Raw genomic sequence first — 21317 nt, forward strand, 5'->3', positions numbered from 1 at the left:
GGGTATTTTGGAACATGGCAGAAAAACAAACTGCGAAAAGGAATCGTCGCGAAGAAATACTTCAATCTCTGGCATTGATGCTTGAATCCAGCGACGGCAGCCAGCGCATCACGACGGCGAAGCTGGCAGCCTCCGTTGGCGTTTCAGAAGCGGCGTTATATCGTCATTTTCCCAGTAAAACGCGTATGTTCGATAGCCTGATTGAATTTATCGAAGATAGCCTGACCACGCGTATTAACCTGATCCTGAAAGACGAAAAAGACACGACCACGCGTCTGCGTCTTATCGTGCTGCTGGTGGTGGGATTTGGTGAACGTAATCCAGGCCTGACGCGCATTCTGACCGGTCACGCGCTGATGTTTGAGCAGGATCGCCTGCAGGGTCGCATTAACCAGTTGTTTGATCGTATTGAATCGCAACTGCGCCAGGTGCTGCGCGAGCGGAAAATGCGTGAAGGCGAAGGCTATACCGTGGATGAAGCACTGCTGGCAAGCCAGTTACTGGCCTTCTGTGAGGGAATGCTGTCGCGCTTTGTACGCAGCGAGTTCAAATACCGTCCGACAGAAGATTTTGACGCCCGCTGGCCGCTGATGGCCGCGCAGCTGCAGTAACGTTAACTATGCCCGGTACGCGTCGCGCCACCGGGCAGAATTTATTTAAACGCCAAATTCATCGCGGTACGCCTGTACCGATGCCAGATGATCCGCCATCTCAGGCTTTTCTTCCAGATACGCAATCAGGTCTTTCAGCGTGATGATTGAAATCACCTGGCAGCCATAGTCACGCTCGACTTCCTGGATCGCCGAAATCTCGCCGCGTCCGCGCTCCTGACGGTCAAGGGAGATCAGCACACCCGCCAGGGTCGCGCCGTGCGCCTGAATAATCTCCATCGACTCGCGGATGGCGGTTCCGGCGGTGATCACATCATCCACCAGCATAATGCGGCCCTGTAACGCGCTCCCCACAAGGCTTCCGCCTTCGCCGTGATCTTTGGCTTCTTTACGGTTAAAGCAGTAGGGCACATCACGCTCATGGTGTTCCGCAAGCGCAACAGCGGTGGTGGTGGCAATGGGAATGCCTTTGTATGCCGGGCCAAACAACAGGTCAAAATCAATGCCGGAGTCCACCAGCGCTTCGGCATAAAAACGGCCTAACAGCGCCAGATCGCGGCCGGTGTTAAACAGCCCGGCATTAAAGAAATACGGACTTTTGCGCCCGGATTTCAGGGTAAATTCACCAAACTTCAGTACCTGCTTGTTAAGCGCAAATTCAATAAACTGGCGCTGATACGGTTTCATGGATTTGCTCCTTAAGCTTTTTTCAGACATAAAAAAGGCGACTATCAAGTCGCCTTAAAATCAATTTTCTAACGCCGCCTTCTGCATGGCGACGATGGATTCGATGCCTCCCCGGGCCAGAGCCAGCAACGAGAGCAACTCTTCGTGGGTGAAAGGCTCGCCTTCGGCGGTGCCCTGCACTTCAATGATGCGGCCATCTTCCGTCATCACCACGTTCATGTCGGTTTCAGCGGCGGAGTCTTCAACGTACTCCAGATCGCACAGCGCTTCACCCTTGACGATGCCCACGGATACCGCGGCGACCATGCCCTTCATCGGGTTGGTTTTAAGCTTACCTGCCGCCACCAGCTTGTTCAGCGCGTCGGCCAGCGCCACGCAGGCACCGGTGATAGATGCGGTACGGGTGCCGCCATCCGCCTGGATCACATCGCAGTCCAGCGTGATGGTGAACTCGCCCAGTGCTTTCAGATCCACGGCGGCGCGCAGTGAACGGGCAATCAGGCGCTGAATTTCCAGGGTACGGCCGCCCTGTTTACCTTTGGCCGCCTCGCGCGCGTTACGGGTATGCGTCGCGCGGGGTAACATGCCGTATTCGGCGGTGATCCAGCCCTGTCCCTGACCTTTCAGGAAACGCGGCACGCCTTCGTCAATGGACGCGGTGCACAGAACTTTGGTATCACCGAATTCGACGAGCACGGAACCTTCAGCGTGTTTTGTATAATTTCGGGTCAGAGTGACGGGACGCACCTGATTGGCACTACGGCCTGCTGGACGCATGATGATTTCTCCGGCTTCTACGAATGTGGCTGCGCATTATACGGATTAAAGTCGCTTATTCCTATCCTGTGTAAGCCCTGAAAGCTATAATCCCCCCATCTCTCCTTCAAAACAGGAACGTTTATGATCCGCAGTATGACAGCCTACGCCCGCCGTGAAATCAAGGGTGAATGGGGCAGCGCAGTCTGGGAACTGCGCTCGGTAAACCAGCGTTATCTGGAAACCTGGTTCCGCCTGCCGGAACAGTTTCGCAGCCTCGAACCCGTAGTGCGCGAGCGGATCCGCACGCGTCTGACGCGCGGCAAAATCGAATGTAACCTGCGTTTTGAGCCTGACGTCAGCGCGCAGAGCGAACTGATCCTGAATGAAAAACTGGCTAAGCAGCTGGTAACCGCCGCGAACTGGGTCAAAATGCAGAGCGACGAAGGCGAAATTAATCCGGTGGATATTCTCCGCTGGCCTGGCGTGATGGCCGCGCAGGAGCAGGATCTGGACGTGATCGCCGCAGAAATCCTCTCGGCTCTCGACGGTGCGCTGGACGACTTTATCATTGCCCGCGAAACCGAAGGCCAGGCGCTGAAAACCCTGATTGAACAGCGTCTTGAAGGCGTGAGTCAGGAAGTGGCTAAGGTACGCGCACAGATGCCGGAAGTGCTGAAATGGCAACGCGAGCGTCTGGTCGCCAAACTGGAAGACGCCCAGGTACAGTTGGAAAATAATCGTCTTGAGCAGGAACTGGTGCTGATGGCGCAGCGTATTGATGTCGCTGAAGAACTCGATCGCCTCGAAGCCCACGTAAAAGAAACCTACAACATTCTTAAGAAGAAAGAAGCGGTAGGCCGCCGTCTGGACTTTATGATGCAGGAGTTTAACCGCGAGTCGAACACCCTGGCGTCCAAATCCATCAACGCTGACGTGACCAATTCTGCGATTGAGCTGAAAGTGCTGATCGAACAGATGCGTGAGCAGATCCAGAATATCGAATAGTAATATTCATCAGTAACTTAATCCCTTTAAAAAGCCCGCCTGATGACGGGCTTTTATTATTCAGGGTACGGCATTTAACCTCTCCGCATTACTCCCTTTTTAGAAAAAATCTGTTAATAAGATCATATTTTATTACCATTACGGCGGGTAACGCTAAGAAACTTCTTATGAAGCTTGGTATACTCGCCGCCTTTCTGGTTCCGCACAGACATTTCACAGGTTATGGCATGGCAAATCTTTCTTTATCAATTGAGAGCACTGAACGCTACTCAGTCGATAGTCAGTTCCGTCAGGACATTAATCTGCTACGCGGGATCGCCATTGTATCCGTTGTTTTTTACCACTTTGCCGCACAGTTATTACCCGGTGGCTTTGCCGCAGTAGATGTGTTTTTTGTTATCTCTGGTTTTCTGATGACAAAAATCATCGCCGGAGGGCTGGAAGCGCAGACATTCAGTTTGCTGCGATTTTATACCGCGCGTTGTAAAAGGATTATTCCGGCTCTTCTGGCGTTGTGTCTTCTGTTGCCATTATTGATGTGGTTCTGGTTACCAGCGCTCGAATTCCGGCGACTCGGTAACTACATTAGCTACGCTATCCTCTTTATTTCTAACATAAAATTAAATAAAGATGCAGGAGGATATTTTGCTACCAGTTCACATGAAAACTGGCTCCTCCATACCTGGTCTCTCTCGGTAGAATGGCAGTTTTATCTGGCACTGCCGCTGTTATTAATGGCGTTACATCTGGTCAGAAAACGCATCAGCATGATGTTTTCATTAATGCTGCTCGCCATATGCTCTTTTATCGGCTGTGTGATTTATGCCAGCGCAGGAAATCTTTCTTCTCTGTTTTATCTGATGCCGTTTCGCGCATGGGAGATGCTCTGCGGCGGTCTGGTGTGGTTTATTTCACAGCGTTATACCTTCTCCCGCGCCCGGGCACGCCTCAGCGCGCTGGTCGGTTATCTGATAATAGCCGCCTCAGTGGTGCTGATTACGCCGGATGGCGCCTGGCCCGGATACCTGACGCTTTTTCCCGTGCTGGGCACTATGCTGGTCATCGCAAGCAATTACCAACCGCTGGCAGAAAGTATCGATCGCCATTGTCGGTGGATTGGTCTTAGCTCATATTCGGTGTATTTGTGGCACTGGCCGATCGCCGTTTTTATTGTCTACGCCGATCGCCAGCACGATGCGTTATGGATCACCAGCGGCATAGCACTCTCATTTCTGCTGGGCTGGTTGTCATGGGTATTAATTGAGCAACCGGCGAACAAATCCCTGTCCCGCTTATCTGCTCCGGCATTCTGGCTGGTGATGCTGGCAACGGTGTCAGGCTGTTATATTTTTGGCAATCTCGTTAAGTATCAAACGCTGGTGAATTCTCCCAATCCGTTGGTTAATCAGATTGCCAACGAAGCCGAAAATAAAAACCGCGCAGCCGATCCTAAAACGTCGCTCAGTTATTACGGTACTGGGGCGCTGGCTGCCGTCATCGTGGGTGACAGTCATGCCGAGGCCACAGCCACAGCGCTTGCCACCGCCGCACAGGGGCATGGTTCGGTGATGGGTATGACATGGTCCGGATGCCCGAACCTTTCTGATGCCCACGTCGATAAAAACGAAGGCTGTTACAAATTCAACAAATCCCTTGCCGCACGGCTTGCGGATATCCCGTCCACAACACCGGTGGTTATCGTCAACAGGCTGGGTCATTATGCCGAAAGCCATCTGGTGCATTTTGATGATAAGAACATCGTTGGGATCCAGTATTTGCATACTTATGCCGAGTCGATGATCTCGATGGCCTGCGCGCTGAATCAACATCATAAAGTTTACCTCGTTCGTCCTGTCCCTGAAATGAATGTCAATGTACCCCGCTACCTTTCCCATGCTCTGATGATGGGTAAACAGCCGCAGGATGTCTCCATCCAGGAGGCGGAGTATCGTAAGAAAACAGAATTTATCTGGCAGGCGCAGGACAGAGCAGTCAATCAGTGTGGCGTTAAGGTTATCGATCCTTCCCGCTGGTTATGTACAGATGGCCGCTGTATGGGCAGTAAAAACCTGCAGCCTCTCTATTTTGATGACAATCATCTGAGCGAAACAGGCAACCGCGTACTGGTGCCAATGTTTAAAGAAATTTTCCGTTAGGCCCGAGATATGCCATACAATTTCTAATGCATTTTTGTTGGCTTTTCTACTTCTGAAGGCAGTACTGGTCAAAAAATGCATAAGTTATAGTAATCAATTAGCCTGACCCTGAAAAAATCTCAATCGAGATCCCTGCCACTACTCGCTACCCTGCGCCTTCACTAACGGGGGCGCGCATGCTGTTACACATTCTTTATATTATTGGAATCACCGCCGAAGCCATGACAGGTGCGCTGGCGGCCGGGCGTCGCCGTATGGATACTTTTGGCGTCATTATTATCGCCACCGCGACTGCCCTTGGCGGCGGTTCCGTGCGCGATATTCTGCTGGGGCATTACCCGCTTGGCTGGGTAAAAAACCCGGAATACGTGATTATCGTCGCCACCGCTGCGGTGCTGACGACTATTGCCGCGCCTGTTATGCCCCATCTTCGCCGTCTGTTTCTGGTGCTGGACGCGCTGGGCCTGGTGGTGTTTTCCATCATCGGCGCGCAGATTGCGCTCGATATGGGCGAAGGGCCGATCATCGCCACTATTGCCGCAGTCGTGACCGGCGTCTTCGGCGGCGTACTGCGGGATATGTTCTGCAAACGTATTCCGCTGGTGTTTCAGAAAGAGCTGTACGCTGGCGTCGCCTTTGCCTCTGCGGTGCTCTATATTGCTCTGCAACATTATGTCTCCAGTCATGACGTGGTGGTCATCGCCACCCTGCTGTTTGGTTTTACCGCCCGCCTGCTGGCGCTGCGCCTGAAGCTGGGTTTACCCGTCTTTCACTACACACATAACGTACATTAATCCACCGTATTAAAAGCCGTTCATTCCCTGTTCGCCCAGCCATGCCGTCAGCTTTTCCAGCGCGGCATGGTGCGTAAAGGCCACCAGTTGCCCGGCTTTTTCCTGTCCGATACCGGGCAGTTGCTGCCATTGCTGTTCAGTTCGTTCCAGCAGTTGTTGCCAGCGATAATCTCCCGCAGCCTTCAGCGCGCCCTGAGACAGCGGCGTACCCAGGGCGATAACCCAGCGAATAAACGGGCGCTTACGGGCCAGCTCAAACTGATGCCACAGTTTTTGCCCTCTGGCCGGTGAGATCCCCGGCGTATGCTGCAACTGCTGAGGCGTTAACCTCAGCCAGGAAAAGATATGCTCGAACCGCCAGGCCTGGTGCAGCGTGCGCCAGGCTGCCTCCCCCAGCCCGGTTAAATCCAGCGCCTGCGGAGAGCTTAGCCACTCCAGACGGGCCAGAAATTGCGCTTCACACTCTGGCGCCGCATAAAAACAGGTCAGCGAATTAAAACGGGATGAGGGCGGCGCGGGCTTGTCCCGCGAAGCGTTGCGCCATGCCACGCCGTCAATCCGTGGGATCCCCTGGCCGGCAAGGCTGATTTGCAGCTGATCGCCGGGGGCGATGTCCAGCTCCTGCCAACGCCGGACCGAGCCGATATTGACCCGCCCCACGCGTTTATCATCCAGCTGTACCGGCTCAAGCTCTGCCACCACCGCGATTTTCCCGCTGCGCCCGACGTTAAAGCGGATATTTTTCACTTCCGCCACCTGTACAGCTGGCGGATATTTCCATGCCACCACCCAGTCGCCCTGCCCCGGCAACCACTGCTGGCCTGCCGGTTCACGCGCCGCTCTGACTATCACGCCGTCAGTGACAAAGGGCAGCGGCGCGGCAAACCAACGGGCGCGAAGAGTTTCCACGTCACCCACGTCTTTTACCGGCTGGCTGAACTGCGAAACCCACTTAAAGCCCGCCTCGTTAAGCTGCTGCAGACGTTGCGCCATATCCTGTGGGCCGTCCGGCCATGCCCAGACAAACAGCCCCAGTTCGTGGGTTAGAGGGGAAGGCCCCTGCCGCATCAGCGCCCCTGCCACTTTTGCCCGCGCATTCATGCCGCCCATTCCCTGCTGACGGTGGTTATCACGCAGAAGAAAAATCTCGCCCTGCAGGACACTGTTTGCCAGCGGGCCGCTTATCTTTTTGGGCAGCGAGGGGATCTGCCGCACTTTATTCGTCCAGTCTTCACCTTTCAGGCCATCGCCGCGGCTGATAGCCTGCGCCAGTTCACCCTGACGATAAACCAGCGTAACGGCGACGCCATCCACTTTGGGCTGGACCCACAGGTCGCGCTTGTTTGCCATCCATTGCGTCAGGGCGGTTTTATCCGCGAGTTTCTTTACGCCCGTATGGGCGACCGGATGCAGGATGGCGCCTGTGCCCGTCGGTGCAGGTTCATCAAGCGGCAGGGGCGGCGCAAAACAGCGCTGCCAGTGCGCCAGCCGGGCGCTAAGCCTATCGTAAACCTCGTCGCTGACGTCGCTTTTACCCTGCCGCCAGTAGGCGTCGTTCCACTGTATGATTTGCTGCTGAAGCCGCGCGATCTCCTGCTCTGCCCGTGCAGGCGGCCATACCGGGCATGCCGCCCGGCTGCCACCGCTTAAGAACAAGATGAACAGTATCCATCCCACACGCTTAACCATGTTCTGCCTCCCTTGCTGTGTTCGCTCCGGTATAGCGCGACGCCTGAGGCAAGACGAGCAGCAAAAAGCCGCCTTGCGAGGCGGCTTCCGGGAATTTTGCGCTGTTGCTGCAAACGGCAGATAATTCAGGAAAACGCCTCGCAAAACGCAATAATCTCGTGCAAAAGTGTGACAAAGGCTACGTCACGTAGCGGCGACGTGTATAATAGGCACGTATGTAGACATTCCCGTTCGTTCATCACATACAAAAGATACTCATGGCTCAAGGCACGCTCTATATTGTTTCCGCGCCCAGTGGTGCGGGTAAATCAAGCCTCATTCAGGCTTTGTTAAAGACCCAACCGTTGTACGACACCCAGGTTTCTGTTTCACACACCACGCGCGCGCCGCGTCCGGGTGAGGTGCACGGTGAACACTATTTCTTTGTGGATCATGATGAATTTAAGAACATGATTGGCAGAGATGCGTTTCTTGAGCATGCGGAAGTGTTTGGTAATTATTACGGCACCTCGCGCGACGCCATTGAACAAGTTCTGGCGACGGGCGTGGACGTTTTCCTCGACATCGACTGGCAGGGCGCGCAGCAAATCCGCCAGAAAATGCCGCAGGCGCGCAGTATCTTTATTCTGCCGCCGTCGAAAGACGAGCTGGATCGTCGCCTGCGCGGTCGCGGTCAGGACAGCGAAGAGGTGATCACCAAACGCATGGCGCAGGCGGTTGCAGAAATGAGCCATTACGCCGAATATGATTATCTGATTGTGAATGATGATTTTGATACCGCCATCAGCGATATGAAGACCATTATTCGTGCTGAACGTCTGCGTATGGGTCGCCAAAAACAGCGACATGACGCTTTAATCAGCAAACTATTGGCAGACTGAACGTACTTTCAGTATCATGCCCAGTCATTTCTTCACCTGTGGAGCACTTTAAGTATGGCACGCGTAACTGTTCAGGACGCTGTAGAGAAAATTGGTAACCGTTTTGACCTGGTACTGGTCGCCGCGCGTCGCGCTCGTCAGATGCAGGTTGGTGGTAAAGATCCGCTGGTTGCGGAAGAGAACGATAAAACTACCGTTATCGCGTTGCGCGAAATCGAAGAAGGTCTGATCAACAACCAGATCCTCGACGTACGTGAGCGCCAGGAGCAGCAAGAGCAGGAAGCCGCTGAATTACAGGCCGTCACCGCGATTGCTGAAGGTCGTCGTTAATAACACTGCAGGTCACCCTTGTATCTGTTTGAAAGCCTGAATCAGCTGATTCAAACCTATCTGCCGGAAGAGCAGATAAAGCGTCTCCAGCAGGCGTATCTCGTTGCACGTGACGCTCACGAGGGCCAGACACGTTCAAGCGGTGAACCCTACATCACGCACCCGGTTGCGGTAGCCTGTATTCTGGCCGAGATGAAACTCGACTATGAAACACTGATGGCCGCGCTGCTGCATGATGTGATTGAAGATACCCCCGCCACCTACCAGGACATGGAACAGCTGTTTGGCAAAAGCGTTGCCGAGCTGGTGGAAGGGGTGTCCAAGCTTGATAAGCTTAAGTTCCGCGACAAGAAAGAGGCGCAGGCCGAAAACTTCCGCAAGATGATTATGGCGATGGTGCAGGATATCCGCGTCATTCTCATCAAACTGGCTGACCGCACCCACAATATGCGCACGCTGGGCTCACTGCGCCCGGATAAACGTCGCCGCATCGCCCGTGAAACCCTCGAAATCTACAGTCCGCTGGCGCACCGTTTAGGTATCCATCACATCAAAACCGAGCTTGAAGAGCTGGGCTTTGAGGCGTTGCACCCGAACCGCTATCGGGTGATCAAAGAGGTGGTGAAATCTGCGCGCGGTAACCGTAAAGAGATGATCCAGAAAATCCTCTCTGAAATCGAAGGCCGTTTGCAGGAAGCCGGTATTCCCTGTCGCGTAAGCGGACGCGAAAAGCATCTCTACTCCATTTACTGCAAAATGGTCATGAAAGAGCAGCGTTTCCACTCGATCATGGATATTTACGCCTTCCGCGTCATCGTCCACGATCTGGATACCTGCTACCGCGTGCTCGGTCAGATGCACAGTCTCTATAAGCCGCGTCCGGGGCGTATGAAAGACTATATCGCCATTCCAAAAGCGAACGGCTATCAGTCTTTGCACACCTCGATGATTGGCCCGCACGGTGTACCGGTTGAGGTGCAGATCCGCACCGAAGACATGGACATGATGGCGGAAATGGGGGTTGCCGCGCACTGGGCTTATAAAGAGCACGGTGAAAGCAGCACCACGGCGCAAATCCGCGCGCAGCGCTGGATGCAGAGCCTGCTGGAACTGCAGCAGAGCGCCGGTAGTTCGTTTGAATTTATCGAGAGCGTTAAATCTGATCTCTTCCCGGATGAGATTTATGTTTTCACACCGGAAGGGCGCATTGTTGAGCTGCCTGCCGGTGCCACCCCGGTCGATTTCGCCTATGCCGTGCATACCGACATCGGCCACGCCTGCGTGGGCGCGCGCGTGGACAGACAGCCGTATCCGCTGTCACAGCCGCTCGCCAGCGGCCAGACGGTTGAAATCATCACCGCACCTGGCGCCCGCCCGAACGCCGCATGGCTCAACTTTGTTGTCAGCTCCAAAGCCCGCGCCAAAATTCGCCAGATGCTGAAAAACCTCAAGCGCGACGATTCCGTAAGCCTGGGTCGCCGTCTGCTTAACCATGCCCTTGGCGGCAGCCGCAAGCTGGCGGAAATCCCACCGGAAAATATTCAGCATGAGCTGGAGCGCATGAAGCTGGCGTCCCTTGACGATCTGCTGGCGGAAATCGGTCTTGGCAATGCCATGAGCGTCGTGGTCGCGAAAAACCTGCAACAGGGTGAAACGGCGGCTCCGGTGCAGACGGGTCAGGGTCACGGTCATCTGCCGATCAAAGGCGCTGACGGGGTGCTGATCACCTTCGCGAAATGCTGCCGTCCACTACCGGGTGACCCGATTATCGCCCACGTCAGCCCTGGTAAAGGGCTGGTGATCCACCATGAATCCTGCCGTAACATCCGTGGCTATCAGAAAGAGCCAGAGAAGTTTATGGCGGTGGAGTGGGATAAAGACACGGCGCAGGAATTTATCACCGAAATCAAGGTGGACATGTTTAACCACCAGGGTGCACTCGCAAACCTGACCGCGGCAATCAACACGGCCTCTTCCAATATTCAGAGTCTGAATACCGAAGAAAAAGATGGCCGCGTGTACAGCGCGTTTATCCGCCTGACCGCGCAGGATCGTGTTCATCTGGCAAACATCATGCGTAAAATCCGCGTATTGCCGGACGTGATTAAAGTCACCCGTAACCGAAACTAGCCTAATGAATGCACAGCGTTATGCGCGAATCTGCGAAATGCTCGCCAGGCGTCAGCCTGATCTGACGGTCTGCATGGAGCAGGTCCACAAGCCTCATAACGTCTCTGCTATTATCCGTACTGCAGACGCCGTTGGCGTGCATGAAGTGCACGCCGTCTGGCCGGGCAGCCGTATCCGCACCATGGCCTCTTCCGCGGCGGGCAGCAACAGCTGGGTGCAGGTTAAAACCCATAGCACCATCAGCGACGCCGTTTCACATCTCAAAGGCCAGAGCATGCAGGTTCTGGCGACACATCTGTCTGATAAAGCCGTCGATTTTCGCGAGATCGATTATACCCGCCCGACCTGTATTCTGATGGGTCAGGAGAAAACCGGGATCACGCAGGAAGCGCTGGATCTGGCGGATCAGGACATCATCATTCCCATGATCGGCATGGTGCAGTCGCTTAACGTCTCCGTTGCCTCCGCCCTCATTCTGTATGAAGCCCAGCGCCAGCGGCAGAACGCCGGTCTGTATAAGCGGGAAAACAGCATGCTGCAGGAAGACGAACAGCAGCGTTTGCTGTTTGAAGGCGGCTATCCGGTACTGGCCCGCGTGGCGAAACGCAAAGGTCTGCCTTATCCCCACGTCAACACGCAGGGCGAAATCGAAGCCGATGACGCGTGGTGGGCCACCATGCAGTCAGCGAAATAACCCATGAAAGGCCGCCTGCTTGACGCCATTCCGCTAAGCTCGCTGACCGGCGTGGGCGCAGCGCAGAGCAGCAAGCTCGCCAAAATCGGCCTCGTCAACGTGCAGGATCTGCTCCTGCATCTGCCCTTACGTTACGAAGATCGTACCCAGCTTTACACCATCGCCGATTTGCTGCCGGGCGTTTATGCCACGGTAGAAGGCGAAGTGCTGAACTGTAACGTCACCTTTGGCGGCCGTCGCATGATGACCTGTCAGATCAGCGACGGCAGCGGCATTCTGACCCTGCGCTTCTTTAACTTCAGCGCGGCGATGAAAAACAGTCTGGCGACAGGAAAACGCGTGCTGGCTTACGGCGAAGCAAAGCGCGGCAAATACGGCGCGGAGATGATCCACCCGGAATACCGTGTGCAGGGCGACCTCACCAGCCCGGCACTGGCTGACACCCTGACCCCCGTTTATCCGACGACCGAAGGCATCAAACAGGCGACACTGCGCAAGCTGACGGACCAGGCGCTGGAACTGCTGGACACCTGCGCCATTGCCGAACTGCTGCCCGCTGAATTAGCCCAGGGCATGATGAGCCTGCCGGAAGCGCTGCGCACGCTGCATCGCCCACCGCCGACCTTACAGCTCGCCGATCTGGAGAGCGGTCAGCACCCCGCCCAGCGCCGTCTGATCCTTGAAGAGCTGCTGGCGCACAATCTCAGCATGCTGGCCTTACGCGCCGGTGCGCAGCGTTTTCACGCCCAGCCCCTTACCGCGCAGGATGAGCTGAAAAATCAGCTGCTGGCGTCACTGCCGTTTAAGCCGACCGGCGCACAGGCGCGGGTGGTGGCTGAAATCGAACACGATATGGCGCTTGATATTCCGATGATGCGTCTGGTGCAGGGCGACGTCGGCTCCGGTAAAACGCTGGTGGCGGCCCTTGCCGCCCTGCGCGCCATTGCCAATGGCAAACAGGTGGCGATGATGGCCCCGACCGAACTGCTTGCCGAGCAGCACGCTAACAATTTCCGCGCCTGGTTTGTCCCTCTCGGCATTGAAGTCGGCTGGCTGGCGGGTAAGCAGAAGGGCAAAGCGCGCGTGGCGCAACAGGAAGCCATCGCCAGCGGTCAGGTGCAGATGATTGTCGGCACCCATGCCATCTTCCAGGAGCAGGTGCAGTTTAACGGCCTGGCGCTGGTGATCATCGACGAACAGCATCGCTTTGGCGTGCACCAGCGGCTGGCGCTGTGGGAAAAAGGCCAGCAACAGGGCTTTCATCCCCATCAGTTGATCATGACCGCAACCCCTATCCCGCGTACGCTGGCGATGACGGCGTATGCCGATCTCGATACCTCTGTGATCGACGAAATGCCGCCGGGACGTACGCCCGTCACCACGGTGGCCATTCCCGACACGCGCCGCAGCGATATTATCGATCGCGTACGCCAGGCGTGCATGAGCGAAGGCCGCCAGGCTTACTGGGTGTGCACGCTGATCGAAGAATCCGATTTACTGGAAGCCCAGGCAGCCGAGGCCACCTGGGAAGAACTGAAGCTGGCGCTGCCGGAGCTTAACGTCGGCCTGGTTCATGGCCGCATGAAGCCCGCCGAAAAACAGGCGGTGATGCAGGCGTTCAAGCAGGGCGAACTGCATCTGCTGATCGCCACCACCGTCATCGAAGTCGGGGTGGATGTGCCCAACGCCAGCCTGATGATCATCGAAAACCCGGAACGCCTGGGCCTTGCGCAACTCCACCAGCTCCGGGGCCGCGTCGGTCGTGGCGCGGTGGCGTCCCACTGCGTACTGCTTTACAAATCCCCGCTGTCAAAAACCGCGCAAAAACGCCTGCAGGTGCTGCGCGACAGCAATGATGGCTTTGTGATTGCGCAAAAAGATCTCGAAATTCGCGGCCCCGGCGAACTGCTCGGTACCCGACAGACCGGCAACGCTGAATTCAAAGTCGCCGATCTGCTGCGCGACCAGGCGATGATCCCCGATGTGCAGCGCCTCGCCCGTCATATTCATGAGCGTTATCCGGAACAGGCGCTGGCGCTGATCGAACGCTGGATGCCGGAAACCGAACGCTATTCCAACGCCTGACGCAAATTTTCAGCCATTCACTCTGACATACGCATAACGCTATATCCCGGCCGCTTTTTATCCCTTTTAATTATGAGATTTTTTGCTGGCAAACGTTTGCTTTTACCATTCAGTCCGATAAAATCCCCGCTTTTCCATCATGGGATCGCCAGAGATGTCCGTTAACACCGTCGAGTCTGAAAATGCGCAACCGGTTGCGCCGCAGCATAATAGTGAGCTGATCTACCGCCTGGAAGATCGCCCGCCGCTGGCACAAACGCTTTTTGCCGCCTGTCAGCATCTGCTGGCAATGTTTGTCGCGGTCATCACCCCGGCGATGCTGATTTGTCAGGCGCTCGGCTTACCGGCTCAGGACACGCAGCACATCATCAGCATGTCGCTGTTCGCCTCTGGTGTGGCGTCCATTATTCAGATCAAAGCGTGGGGGCCGGTTGGCTCCGGGCTGTTATCCATTCAGGGCACCAGCTTTAACTTTGTGGCCCCGCTGATCATGGGCGGCACGGCGCTGAAAACCGGCGGCGCGGATGTGCCGACCATGATGGCGGCGCTGTTTGGCACCCTGATGCTGGCAAGCTGTACCGAAATGGTCCTTTCCCGCGTGCTGCACCTGGCGCGCCGCATTATTACGCCGCTGGTATCCGGCGTGGTGGTGATGATTATCGGTCTGTCGCTGATCCAGGTCGGCCTGACCTCTATCGGCGGCGGCTATGGCGCCATGGCCGATCACACCTTCGGCGCGCCGAAAAACCTGCTGCTGGCGGGCGCGGTGCTGGCGGTGATCATCCTGCTGAACCGTCAGCGCAACCCGTACCTGCGCGTGGCCTCGCTGGTGATCGCTATGGCGGTGGGTTATATCCTCGCCTGGGCGCTGGGTATGCTGCCGGAGAACACCGCGCCGACCAGTAGCGATCTGATCATGATCCCCACCCCGCTCTATTACGGTTTAGGTATCGACTGGAGCCTGCTGCTGCCGCTGATGCTGGTATTTATGATCACCTCGCTGGAAACCATCGGCGATATTACCGCCACCTCTGACGTCTCTGAACAGCCGGTTTCCGGGCCGCTGTACATGAAGCGCCTGAAAGGCGGCGTGCTGGCGAACGGCCTGAACTCCTTTGTGTCGGCGGTGTTCAACACCTTTCCGAACTCCTGTTTCGGACAGAACAACGGCGTGATCCAGCTGACCGGCGTGGCCAGCCGTTATGTCGGTTTCGTGGTGGCGCTGATGCTGATCCTGCTCGGCCTGTTCCCGGCGGTGAGTGGCTTCGTGCAGCACATTCCTGAGCCGGTGCTGGGCGGCGCAACGCTGGTGATGTTCGGTACCATTGCCGCTTCCGGGGTGCGTATCGTGTCCCGCGAGCCGCTGAACCGCCGCGCGATCATGATTATCGCCCTGTCGCTGGCGGTCGGTCTGGGCGTTTCCCAGCAGCCGCTGATCCTGCAATTTGCGCCGGACTGGCTGAAGAACCTGCTCTCCTCGGGGATCGCCGCGGGCGGTATCACCGCTATCGTGCTGAACCTCGTTTTCCCGCCTGAGAAAAACTGATTTTCACGGCGGCAGCGGGGCTTTCCTGCTGTCGCCGTTACACGCTTTCACCATTCCCTCCTTGAGCATTGCGCATAAATCGTGCATAAATTCCCTGTCTGCATAGAGGAAGGGAAGACGATGAAACTCATTGGAAAGCTGCTGATTTATCTGCTGATCGCGCTGCTGGTGCTGATTCTTGCGGGCTATTTTCTGATCCAGACGCGCTGGGGCGCAGCGCAGGTGGGCCACTGGGTTACGGATAACAGTGATTACCAGCTCACCGTTGAGGCAGTGGATCACCGCTTTTCTTCGCCTTCCCATGTGCTGTTAAAGAGCGTTACGTTTGGCCGCAAGGGCCAGCCTGCCACCCTGGATGCGAAAGCGGTGGATATTGGGCTGAGTAGCCGTCAGTTCACCGATCCGCTGCATGCCGATACTATTTTGCTGTCAGACGGGACGCTGAATTTATCTCCGGATACCGCGCCGCTGCCCTTCCAGGCCGACCGCCTGCAACTGAACAATATGGCGTTCAACAGTCCGGCGACCGGCTGGGATCTCAGCGCCCAGCGGGTGACAGGCGGCGTCAGCCCCTGGCAGCCGAAAGCGGGCAATGTGCTTGGCAGCCAGGCGCAAATCCAGGTGAGCGCAGGCTCCATGACGCTGAATGGCGTCCCCATCAGTAATGTCCTCATTCAGGGCAGTATCGACAACAATGAGGTGACGCTGAGCACCATTGGCGCGGATATGGCGCGCGGCTCGCTCACCGGTACCGCCCGCCGTACCGCCAACGGCGGCTGGATTATCGACAGCCTGCGTCTCAATGACATCCGCCTGCAAAGCGACAAATCCCTGAGCGATTTCTTTATGCCGCTCACCACGCTGCCATCGTTGCAGATCGGCAGACTGGAAGTGACAGACGCGCGCCTGCAGGGGCCGGACTGGGCGGTTACCGATCTGGATCTGAGCGTGCGTAACCTGACGCTGAGCGAGGGCGACTGGCAGAGCGACGACGGCAGGCTGTCGATGAACGCCAGTGAATTTATCTACGGCTCGCTGCACCTGTTTGATCCTATTCTCAACGCGGAGTTTTCACCGCAGGGCGTGGCGCTGCGCCAGTTCACCTCACGCTGGGAAGGCGGCCTGCTGCGCACCTCCGGCAACTGGTTGCGCGACGGCAAAGCGCTGGTGCTGGATGATGCCGCCATCGCCGGTCTGGAATACACCCTGCCCGCCAACTGGAAACAGCTGTGGATGGATCCTCTCCCCGGCTGGCTGAATGCCGTGGTGCTGAAAAAATTCAGCGCCAGCCGCAACCTGGTGATCGACATCGATCCGGCCTTCCCGTGGCAGATCACCGCGCTGGATGGCTATGGTAATAATCTGCTGCTGGCGCGGGACGGCAAATGGGGCGTCTGGGGCGGTAGCGCCAAACTGAACGGCGCGGCGGCGACCTTTAACCGCGTCGATGTGCGTCGTCCGTCGCTGGCGCTGGCTGCAAACACCAATGCGGTCAACATCAGCGAGCTGAGCGCCTTTACCGGCCAGGGTTTACTGGAAGCCACCGCTGTGGTGTCGCAGCTGGCTGATCGCCAGGTGAAAGTGAGCCTCAATGGGCGCGGCGTGCCGGTGAACGTATTGCAGCAGTGGGGCTGGCCTGCGCTGCCGATTTCCGGCGATGGTAATATTCAGCTAACCGCCAGCGGCAACGTAAAAGCGGATACGCCGTTAAAACCCACGGTGAATGCGGAACTGAAGGTGCTGAATACAGAGAAACGGCAGGTGACACAGACGATGCGCAACGGCGAGGTGAGTACCGCGCAGCCGGAAACCACACCCTCTCCCTGACGGGAGAGGGTTAACACTCAGAGCGTAACCACCAGCGTATTCTCCTGCGCGGTGATAACTGCCCCCCACTCACTGCCCGCCTGTGAGCCGCCCTGCACGGCGCTCACCTGCGGGATATTGCGCAAACACAGCGTCCAGTTGCGGGCATCACCGGTGCCGGTGAGCGTGATGCGATCCCCTTCCCGCCGTGCCTGTAGCGTAAAGGCAACCAGGCCATCCTCCGCCGGGACTTCGCAGCAAGCTTCACGGCCATCTTCCAGGCTGAACAGCTGAAACGCCGTGCCGTCGTTCCACGCATAGTCCGGCTTCCGATCGTTATTTCCCAGCGCCAGCAGGGTGTTATCCCGCACGTAGACCGGCAGGCTCAGGAAATCATGCTGCTGTTTGTGCCAGCGGCTGCCGGTAAGCTCATCGTTGCGCCACAGGTGCGTCCAGCGGCCTTCCGGCAGATAAAACTGCACGTCGCCCGCTTCCGAGAAGACCGGCGCGACCATCACCGCATCGCCGAGCATATACTGGCGATCAAGATAGTCACACGCCGGATCGTCCGGGAACTCCAGCATCATGGCGCGCATCATCGGCGTGCCCGCGTCACGGGCCAGCGCGGCCTGGCGGTACAGATACGGCATCAGGCGGCATTTCAGCTGCGTGAAGTGGCGCACCACGTCGCAGGACTCCTCATCATACGCCCAGGGCACGCGATAGGATTTGCTGCCATGCAGACGGCTGTGGCTGGAGAGCAGCCCGAACGCGCACCAGCGCTTATAGACGTGCGCCGGGGCGGTGTTTTCGAAGCCGCCAATATCGTGGCTCCAGAACCCAAAGCCGGACAGGCCAATCGACAGCCCGCCGCGCAGGCTTTCCGCCATGGATTCGTAGTTGGCGTAGCAGTCGCCGCCCCAGTGCACCGGGAATTTCTGCGCCCCCACCGACGCCGAGCGGGCGAACAGCACGGCTTCTTCCTCGCCCACCGTCTCTTTCAGCACATTCCACACCAGTTCGTTGTAGATATAGGCGTAATGGTTATGCATCTTCTGCGGGCAGGAGCCGTCATGCCAGGCCACGTCCGTCGGAATGCGCTCGCCGAAATCGGTTTTGAAGCAGTCGACGCCGATAGCCACCAGCCCTTTCAGCTGCTCCGCATACCACCGGCAGGCTTCCGGATTCGTAAAATCATAGATAGCCAGCCCCGGCTGCCATTTATCCCACTGCCACAGCGAGCCGTCCGGGCGTTTCAGCAGATAGCCCTTCTCTTTCAGCTCGTTAAATACCGGTGATTTCTGGCCGATGTACGGGTTGATCCAGACGCAGATTTTCAGCCCTTTCGCCTTCAGGCGTTTGATCATGCCCTCCGCATCCGGGAAGGTCACCGGATCCCACTGAAAATCGCACCACTGGAAGGCTTTCATCCAGAAGCAGTCGAAATGGAACACGTGCAGCGGCAGATCGCGCTCCGCCATGCCGTCGATAAAGCTGTTCACCGTGGCTTCATCGTAATTGGTGGTGAACGAGGTGGTCAGCCACAGTCCAAACGACCACGCCGGCGGCAGCGCCGGGCGGCCGGTCAGCTGCGTATAGCGGTTCAGTACCTCTTTTGGCGTCGGCCCGTCGATGACAAAATATTCCAGATATTCAGACTCCACGCTGAACTGCACTTTGGAGACTTTTTCCGAACCGATTTCAAAGGACACGCACTCGGGATGATTCACCAGCACGCCATACCCGCGACTGGTGAGGTAGAACGGAATATTTTTATACGCCTGTTCGGTGCTGGTGCCGCCGTCGCGGTTCCAGGTCTCCACCGTCTGCCCGTTGCGCACCAGCGCGGTAAAGCGCTCGCCGAGGCCATACACGGTTTCGCCGACGCCCAGATCCAGCCGCTCAAACAAATAATTGCGATTGCTGACGGTGTCCTGCACGTAGCCGTTATTTTTCACCTGGCTGCCGGTGATGCGCACGCCGTTGCGCAGAAAATCCAGCGACCAGGCATCGCCTTTGGTGACACGTACGCTTAACGCGCCGCTTTTCAGTTCGGCGAACTCCGCCGTGTTCTGCATCTCAACCGGCACGTCCTGCACATTCAGCGGGTAATGCGGGCCATTGTTCAGCGCGCCCTGAAAGTGTTCCATACGCACGCCGACCACGCCTTCCTGCGGCGAGAAAAAGCGCAGCGTAAACAGCGGTGTGTCAAGCTGCCAGGTGCGTTCACGCACATCGCGCGGGGCGGCGTACACCACCATCTCATTGCCCTGCTGTTCCACATCGAACACCTGGATCGGGTGAATGAGGTTCAGCCCGGGCTGAATAAGCCAGTTTCCATCACTGATTTTCATTATCGGCTCCTTTTAATGCGGTAATTCTTTGGCGACAGGTTTCTCGTTAAATGCCTGTTCGTTACGACGCGCGCCCTGCGCCAGCTGCTCCATGATTTTCACGAGGAACGGCGTTTTCAGGGTGTAGTAGCGTTTCGCGATGATCGCGCTGAGGAAATAACAGGCCGCCGGGACGAGAGTGAACAGCGCGATAATAATGGTGATGGTGGCGCTGTTCTGCGTTTTGGCCGCCGCGTCATAGCCGCCACCCGCCAGCGCCCAGCCGATGAGCGCGCCGCCAATCGCCAGGCCCAGTTTCAGCACAAAGAGCGTGCCCGCGAAGCTGATACCGGTCAGGCGCTTGCCGTTACACCATTCGCCGTAATCGACGGTATCGGACATCATCACCCACTGGATCGGCGTCACCAGCTGATGCAGCACGCCGATGATAAAGATGAAGGCGAACATGGTGAGGCTGGCGCTGACCGGAACAAAGAACATCGCCACGCTGAAAATCGTCAGCAGGGCGTTGGTCCACCAGAAGATGCTGACCTTGCATTTCCAGTCGGTAAGCGGCTTCGCCAGCGCGCTGCCGATCAGGTTGCCGACGCAGTAAGTGGTGAGGAAGGCGACGAACACTTCCGGCGTACCGAGGATCCAGGTGACGTAGTACATCATCGCCCCGCCGCGAACGCATACCGCCAGGATGTTGAGGATGGTCAGCAGGCCGACGATGCGCCACTGGTCGTTGTTCCAGATGTCGCGCAGATCTTCACGCATCGGCGTGGTGTTCGGCGGCACCTGGATACGCTCTTTGGTGGTAAAGAAGCAGAACGTCAGCATCAGGAACGCCACTACCGACAGCACGGCAATGCCGCCCTGATAACCCAGCGCTTTGTCTTCCCCGCCAATCAAATTCACCAGCGGCATCATCAGTACGGTAGAGAGCATGCCGCCCGCCGTCGCCAGCACGAAGCGCCAGGATTGCAGGGAGATACGCTGCGCCGGGTCGTTGGTGATCACGCCGCCCAGCGCGCAGTACGGGATATTCACCACGGTGTAGAGCAGGGTCAGCAGCGTGTAGGTGACGGCGGCGTAAATCATTTTGCCGTTCATGCTCAGATCGGGCGTGCTGTAGGTGAGTACGCAGACGATGCCGAAGGGCAGCGCGCCAAACATCATCCACGGGCGGAATTTACCCCAGCGGCTGCGCGTACGGTCGGCGATAAGCCCCATGCAGGGGTCGGAAATCGCATCCAGCGCCCGGGCCAGTAAGAACATGGTGCCGACAAACCCGGCGGGAATACCGAAAATATCCGTATAAAAAAACATCATGTACATCATCACGTTATCAAAGATGATATGGCTGGCGGCGTCACCCATGCCGTAGCCAATCTTCTCCTTCACAGAAATAATCTGACTCTTCATCTTTCATCCTTTTGCTCAGAAGTACGCCGATACCAGGTGCAGACGTTTTAAACCATCGTTCCGGAAGCGGGTATTCCGTTTTCTGGTTATCAGATTACGATTCTTGTTTTATGTGATCGGGGTAGCTGAAAATGAGGCGGGAGGATAAGCAATGGATTTAATAGGGTTTTAACCAAAACCAGACGAAGGTTTGACGCAGATCTGATAAAAAAGTGTGACGGGGTATGTGGTTACAGCAGGAAAGTGGCTATAATGCGCCCCGCCTCCATGTAGCAATGAAGGCTAGGAAGATCGTCGTCTCCGGTGAGGCGGCTGGACTTCAAATCCAGTTGGTGCCGCCAGCGGTGCCGGGCAGGTTCGACTCCTGTGATCTTCCGCCAATT

Annotated in this window: 16 protein-coding genes and 1 tRNA gene; 12 read left to right on the forward strand and 5 right to left on the reverse strand. The window is 56.8% G+C overall.

Annotated elements, in window-relative coordinates:
* Positions 1-14: 14 nt before the first annotated feature.
* A complete protein-coding gene (gene slmA / locus QRD42_RS04460; protein WP_072571012.1) occupies positions 15-611 on the forward strand; it encodes a nucleoid occlusion factor SlmA in 597 nt (198 codons plus the stop codon).
* A gap of 45 nt (positions 612-656) precedes the next feature.
* On the opposite strand, the gene pyrE is transcribed toward slmA, so the two are convergent.
* Both pyrE and rph read right to left on the reverse strand, forming a co-directional pair.
* Positions 657-1298 (reverse strand): orotate phosphoribosyltransferase, encoded by a 642-nt coding sequence (pyrE, locus tag QRD42_RS04465; protein WP_072571010.1) that lies wholly within the window; start codon positions 1296-1298, stop codon positions 657-659.
* A 60-nt stretch (positions 1299-1358) separates the two neighbouring features.
* On the reverse strand, positions 1359-2075 hold the full coding sequence (rph, locus tag QRD42_RS04470) for a ribonuclease PH (protein WP_072571008.1): 717 nt from the start codon (positions 2073-2075) through the stop codon (positions 1359-1361).
* 123 nt (positions 2076-2198) lie between these two features.
* Between rph and QRD42_RS04475 the strand changes: the two genes are divergently transcribed.
* From QRD42_RS04475 to QRD42_RS04485, 3 genes are all read left to right on the forward strand, one after another.
* Positions 2199-3062 (forward strand): YicC/YloC family endoribonuclease, encoded by an 864-nt coding sequence (locus QRD42_RS04475; protein ID WP_072571006.1) that lies wholly within the window; start codon positions 2199-2201, stop codon positions 3060-3062.
* A gap of 167 nt (positions 3063-3229) precedes the next feature.
* A complete protein-coding gene (locus QRD42_RS04480) occupies positions 3230-5218 on the forward strand; it encodes an acyltransferase family protein (protein ID WP_321988270.1) in 1989 nt (662 codons plus the stop codon).
* A 176-nt stretch (positions 5219-5394) separates the two neighbouring features.
* Positions 5395-6012, forward strand: coding sequence for a trimeric intracellular cation channel family protein (locus QRD42_RS04485; RefSeq protein WP_072571004.1), 618 nt, complete (start codon positions 5395-5397; stop codon positions 6010-6012).
* A gap of 9 nt (positions 6013-6021) precedes the next feature.
* On the opposite strand, the gene ligB is transcribed toward QRD42_RS04485, so the two are convergent.
* Positions 6022-7701, reverse strand: coding sequence for an NAD-dependent DNA ligase LigB (gene ligB, locus QRD42_RS04490; RefSeq protein ID WP_321988271.1), 1680 nt, complete (start codon positions 7699-7701; stop codon positions 6022-6024).
* Positions 7702-7958: 257 nt separating this feature from the next.
* Here ligB and gmk point away from each other — a divergent pair, with 257 nt between their 5' ends.
* The 7 genes from gmk to QRD42_RS04525 all read left to right on the forward strand — a co-directional run bounded on the left by gmk (position 7959) and on the right by QRD42_RS04525 (position 17194).
* The gene (gene gmk, locus QRD42_RS04495) at positions 7959-8582 is read left to right on the forward strand and encodes a guanylate kinase (protein WP_072571000.1); all 624 of its coding nucleotides are present in this window, start codon (positions 7959-7961) and stop codon (positions 8580-8582) included.
* Positions 8583-8636: 54 nt separating this feature from the next.
* A complete protein-coding gene (gene rpoZ, locus QRD42_RS04500; RefSeq protein WP_031523238.1) occupies positions 8637-8912 on the forward strand; it encodes a DNA-directed RNA polymerase subunit omega in 276 nt (91 codons plus the stop codon).
* 18 nt (positions 8913-8930) lie between these two features.
* A complete protein-coding gene (gene spoT / locus QRD42_RS04505; RefSeq protein ID WP_321988272.1) occupies positions 8931-11042 on the forward strand; it encodes a bifunctional GTP diphosphokinase/guanosine-3',5'-bis pyrophosphate 3'-pyrophosphohydrolase in 2112 nt (703 codons plus the stop codon).
* A 4-nt stretch (positions 11043-11046) separates the two neighbouring features.
* Positions 11047-11736, forward strand: a complete 690-nt coding sequence (gene trmH / locus QRD42_RS04510; protein WP_321988273.1) for a tRNA (guanosine(18)-2'-O)-methyltransferase TrmH — start codon at positions 11047-11049, stop codon at positions 11734-11736.
* 3 nt (positions 11737-11739) lie between these two features.
* Complete coding sequence (recG, locus tag QRD42_RS04515; RefSeq protein ID WP_321988275.1) at positions 11740-13821, forward strand: ATP-dependent DNA helicase RecG; 2082 nt, start codon at positions 11740-11742, stop codon at positions 13819-13821.
* Positions 13822-13975: 154 nt separating this feature from the next.
* Positions 13976-15367, forward strand: a complete 1392-nt coding sequence (locus QRD42_RS04520) for a nucleobase:cation symporter-2 family protein (RefSeq protein WP_318362535.1) — start codon at positions 13976-13978, stop codon at positions 15365-15367.
* A 120-nt stretch (positions 15368-15487) separates the two neighbouring features.
* Entirely contained in the window at positions 15488-17194 is a 1707-nt protein-coding gene (locus tag QRD42_RS04525; RefSeq protein ID WP_321988276.1) for an AsmA family protein, read from the forward strand.
* Positions 17195-17211: 17 nt separating this feature from the next.
* On the opposite strand, the gene yicI is transcribed toward QRD42_RS04525, so the two are convergent.
* The gene (yicI, locus tag QRD42_RS04530) at positions 17212-19527 is read right to left on the reverse strand and encodes an alpha-xylosidase (RefSeq protein ID WP_321988277.1); all 2316 of its coding nucleotides are present in this window, start codon (positions 19525-19527) and stop codon (positions 17212-17214) included.
* Positions 19528-19539: 12 nt separating this feature from the next.
* A complete protein-coding gene (locus QRD42_RS04535; RefSeq protein WP_321988278.1) occupies positions 19540-20934 on the reverse strand; it encodes a glycoside-pentoside-hexuronide family transporter in 1395 nt (464 codons plus the stop codon).
* A gap of 285 nt (positions 20935-21219) precedes the next feature.
* Here QRD42_RS04535 and QRD42_RS04540 point away from each other — a divergent pair.
* Positions 21220-21314 (forward strand) — tRNA-Sec (locus QRD42_RS04540).
* The last annotated feature ends 3 nt before the right edge of the window (positions 21315-21317 follow it).

Origin of the sequence: Enterobacter sp. PGRG2, assembly GCF_030291195.1 — a bacterium.
Classification (GTDB): domain Bacteria; phylum Pseudomonadota; class Gammaproteobacteria; order Enterobacterales; family Enterobacteriaceae; genus Enterobacter_D.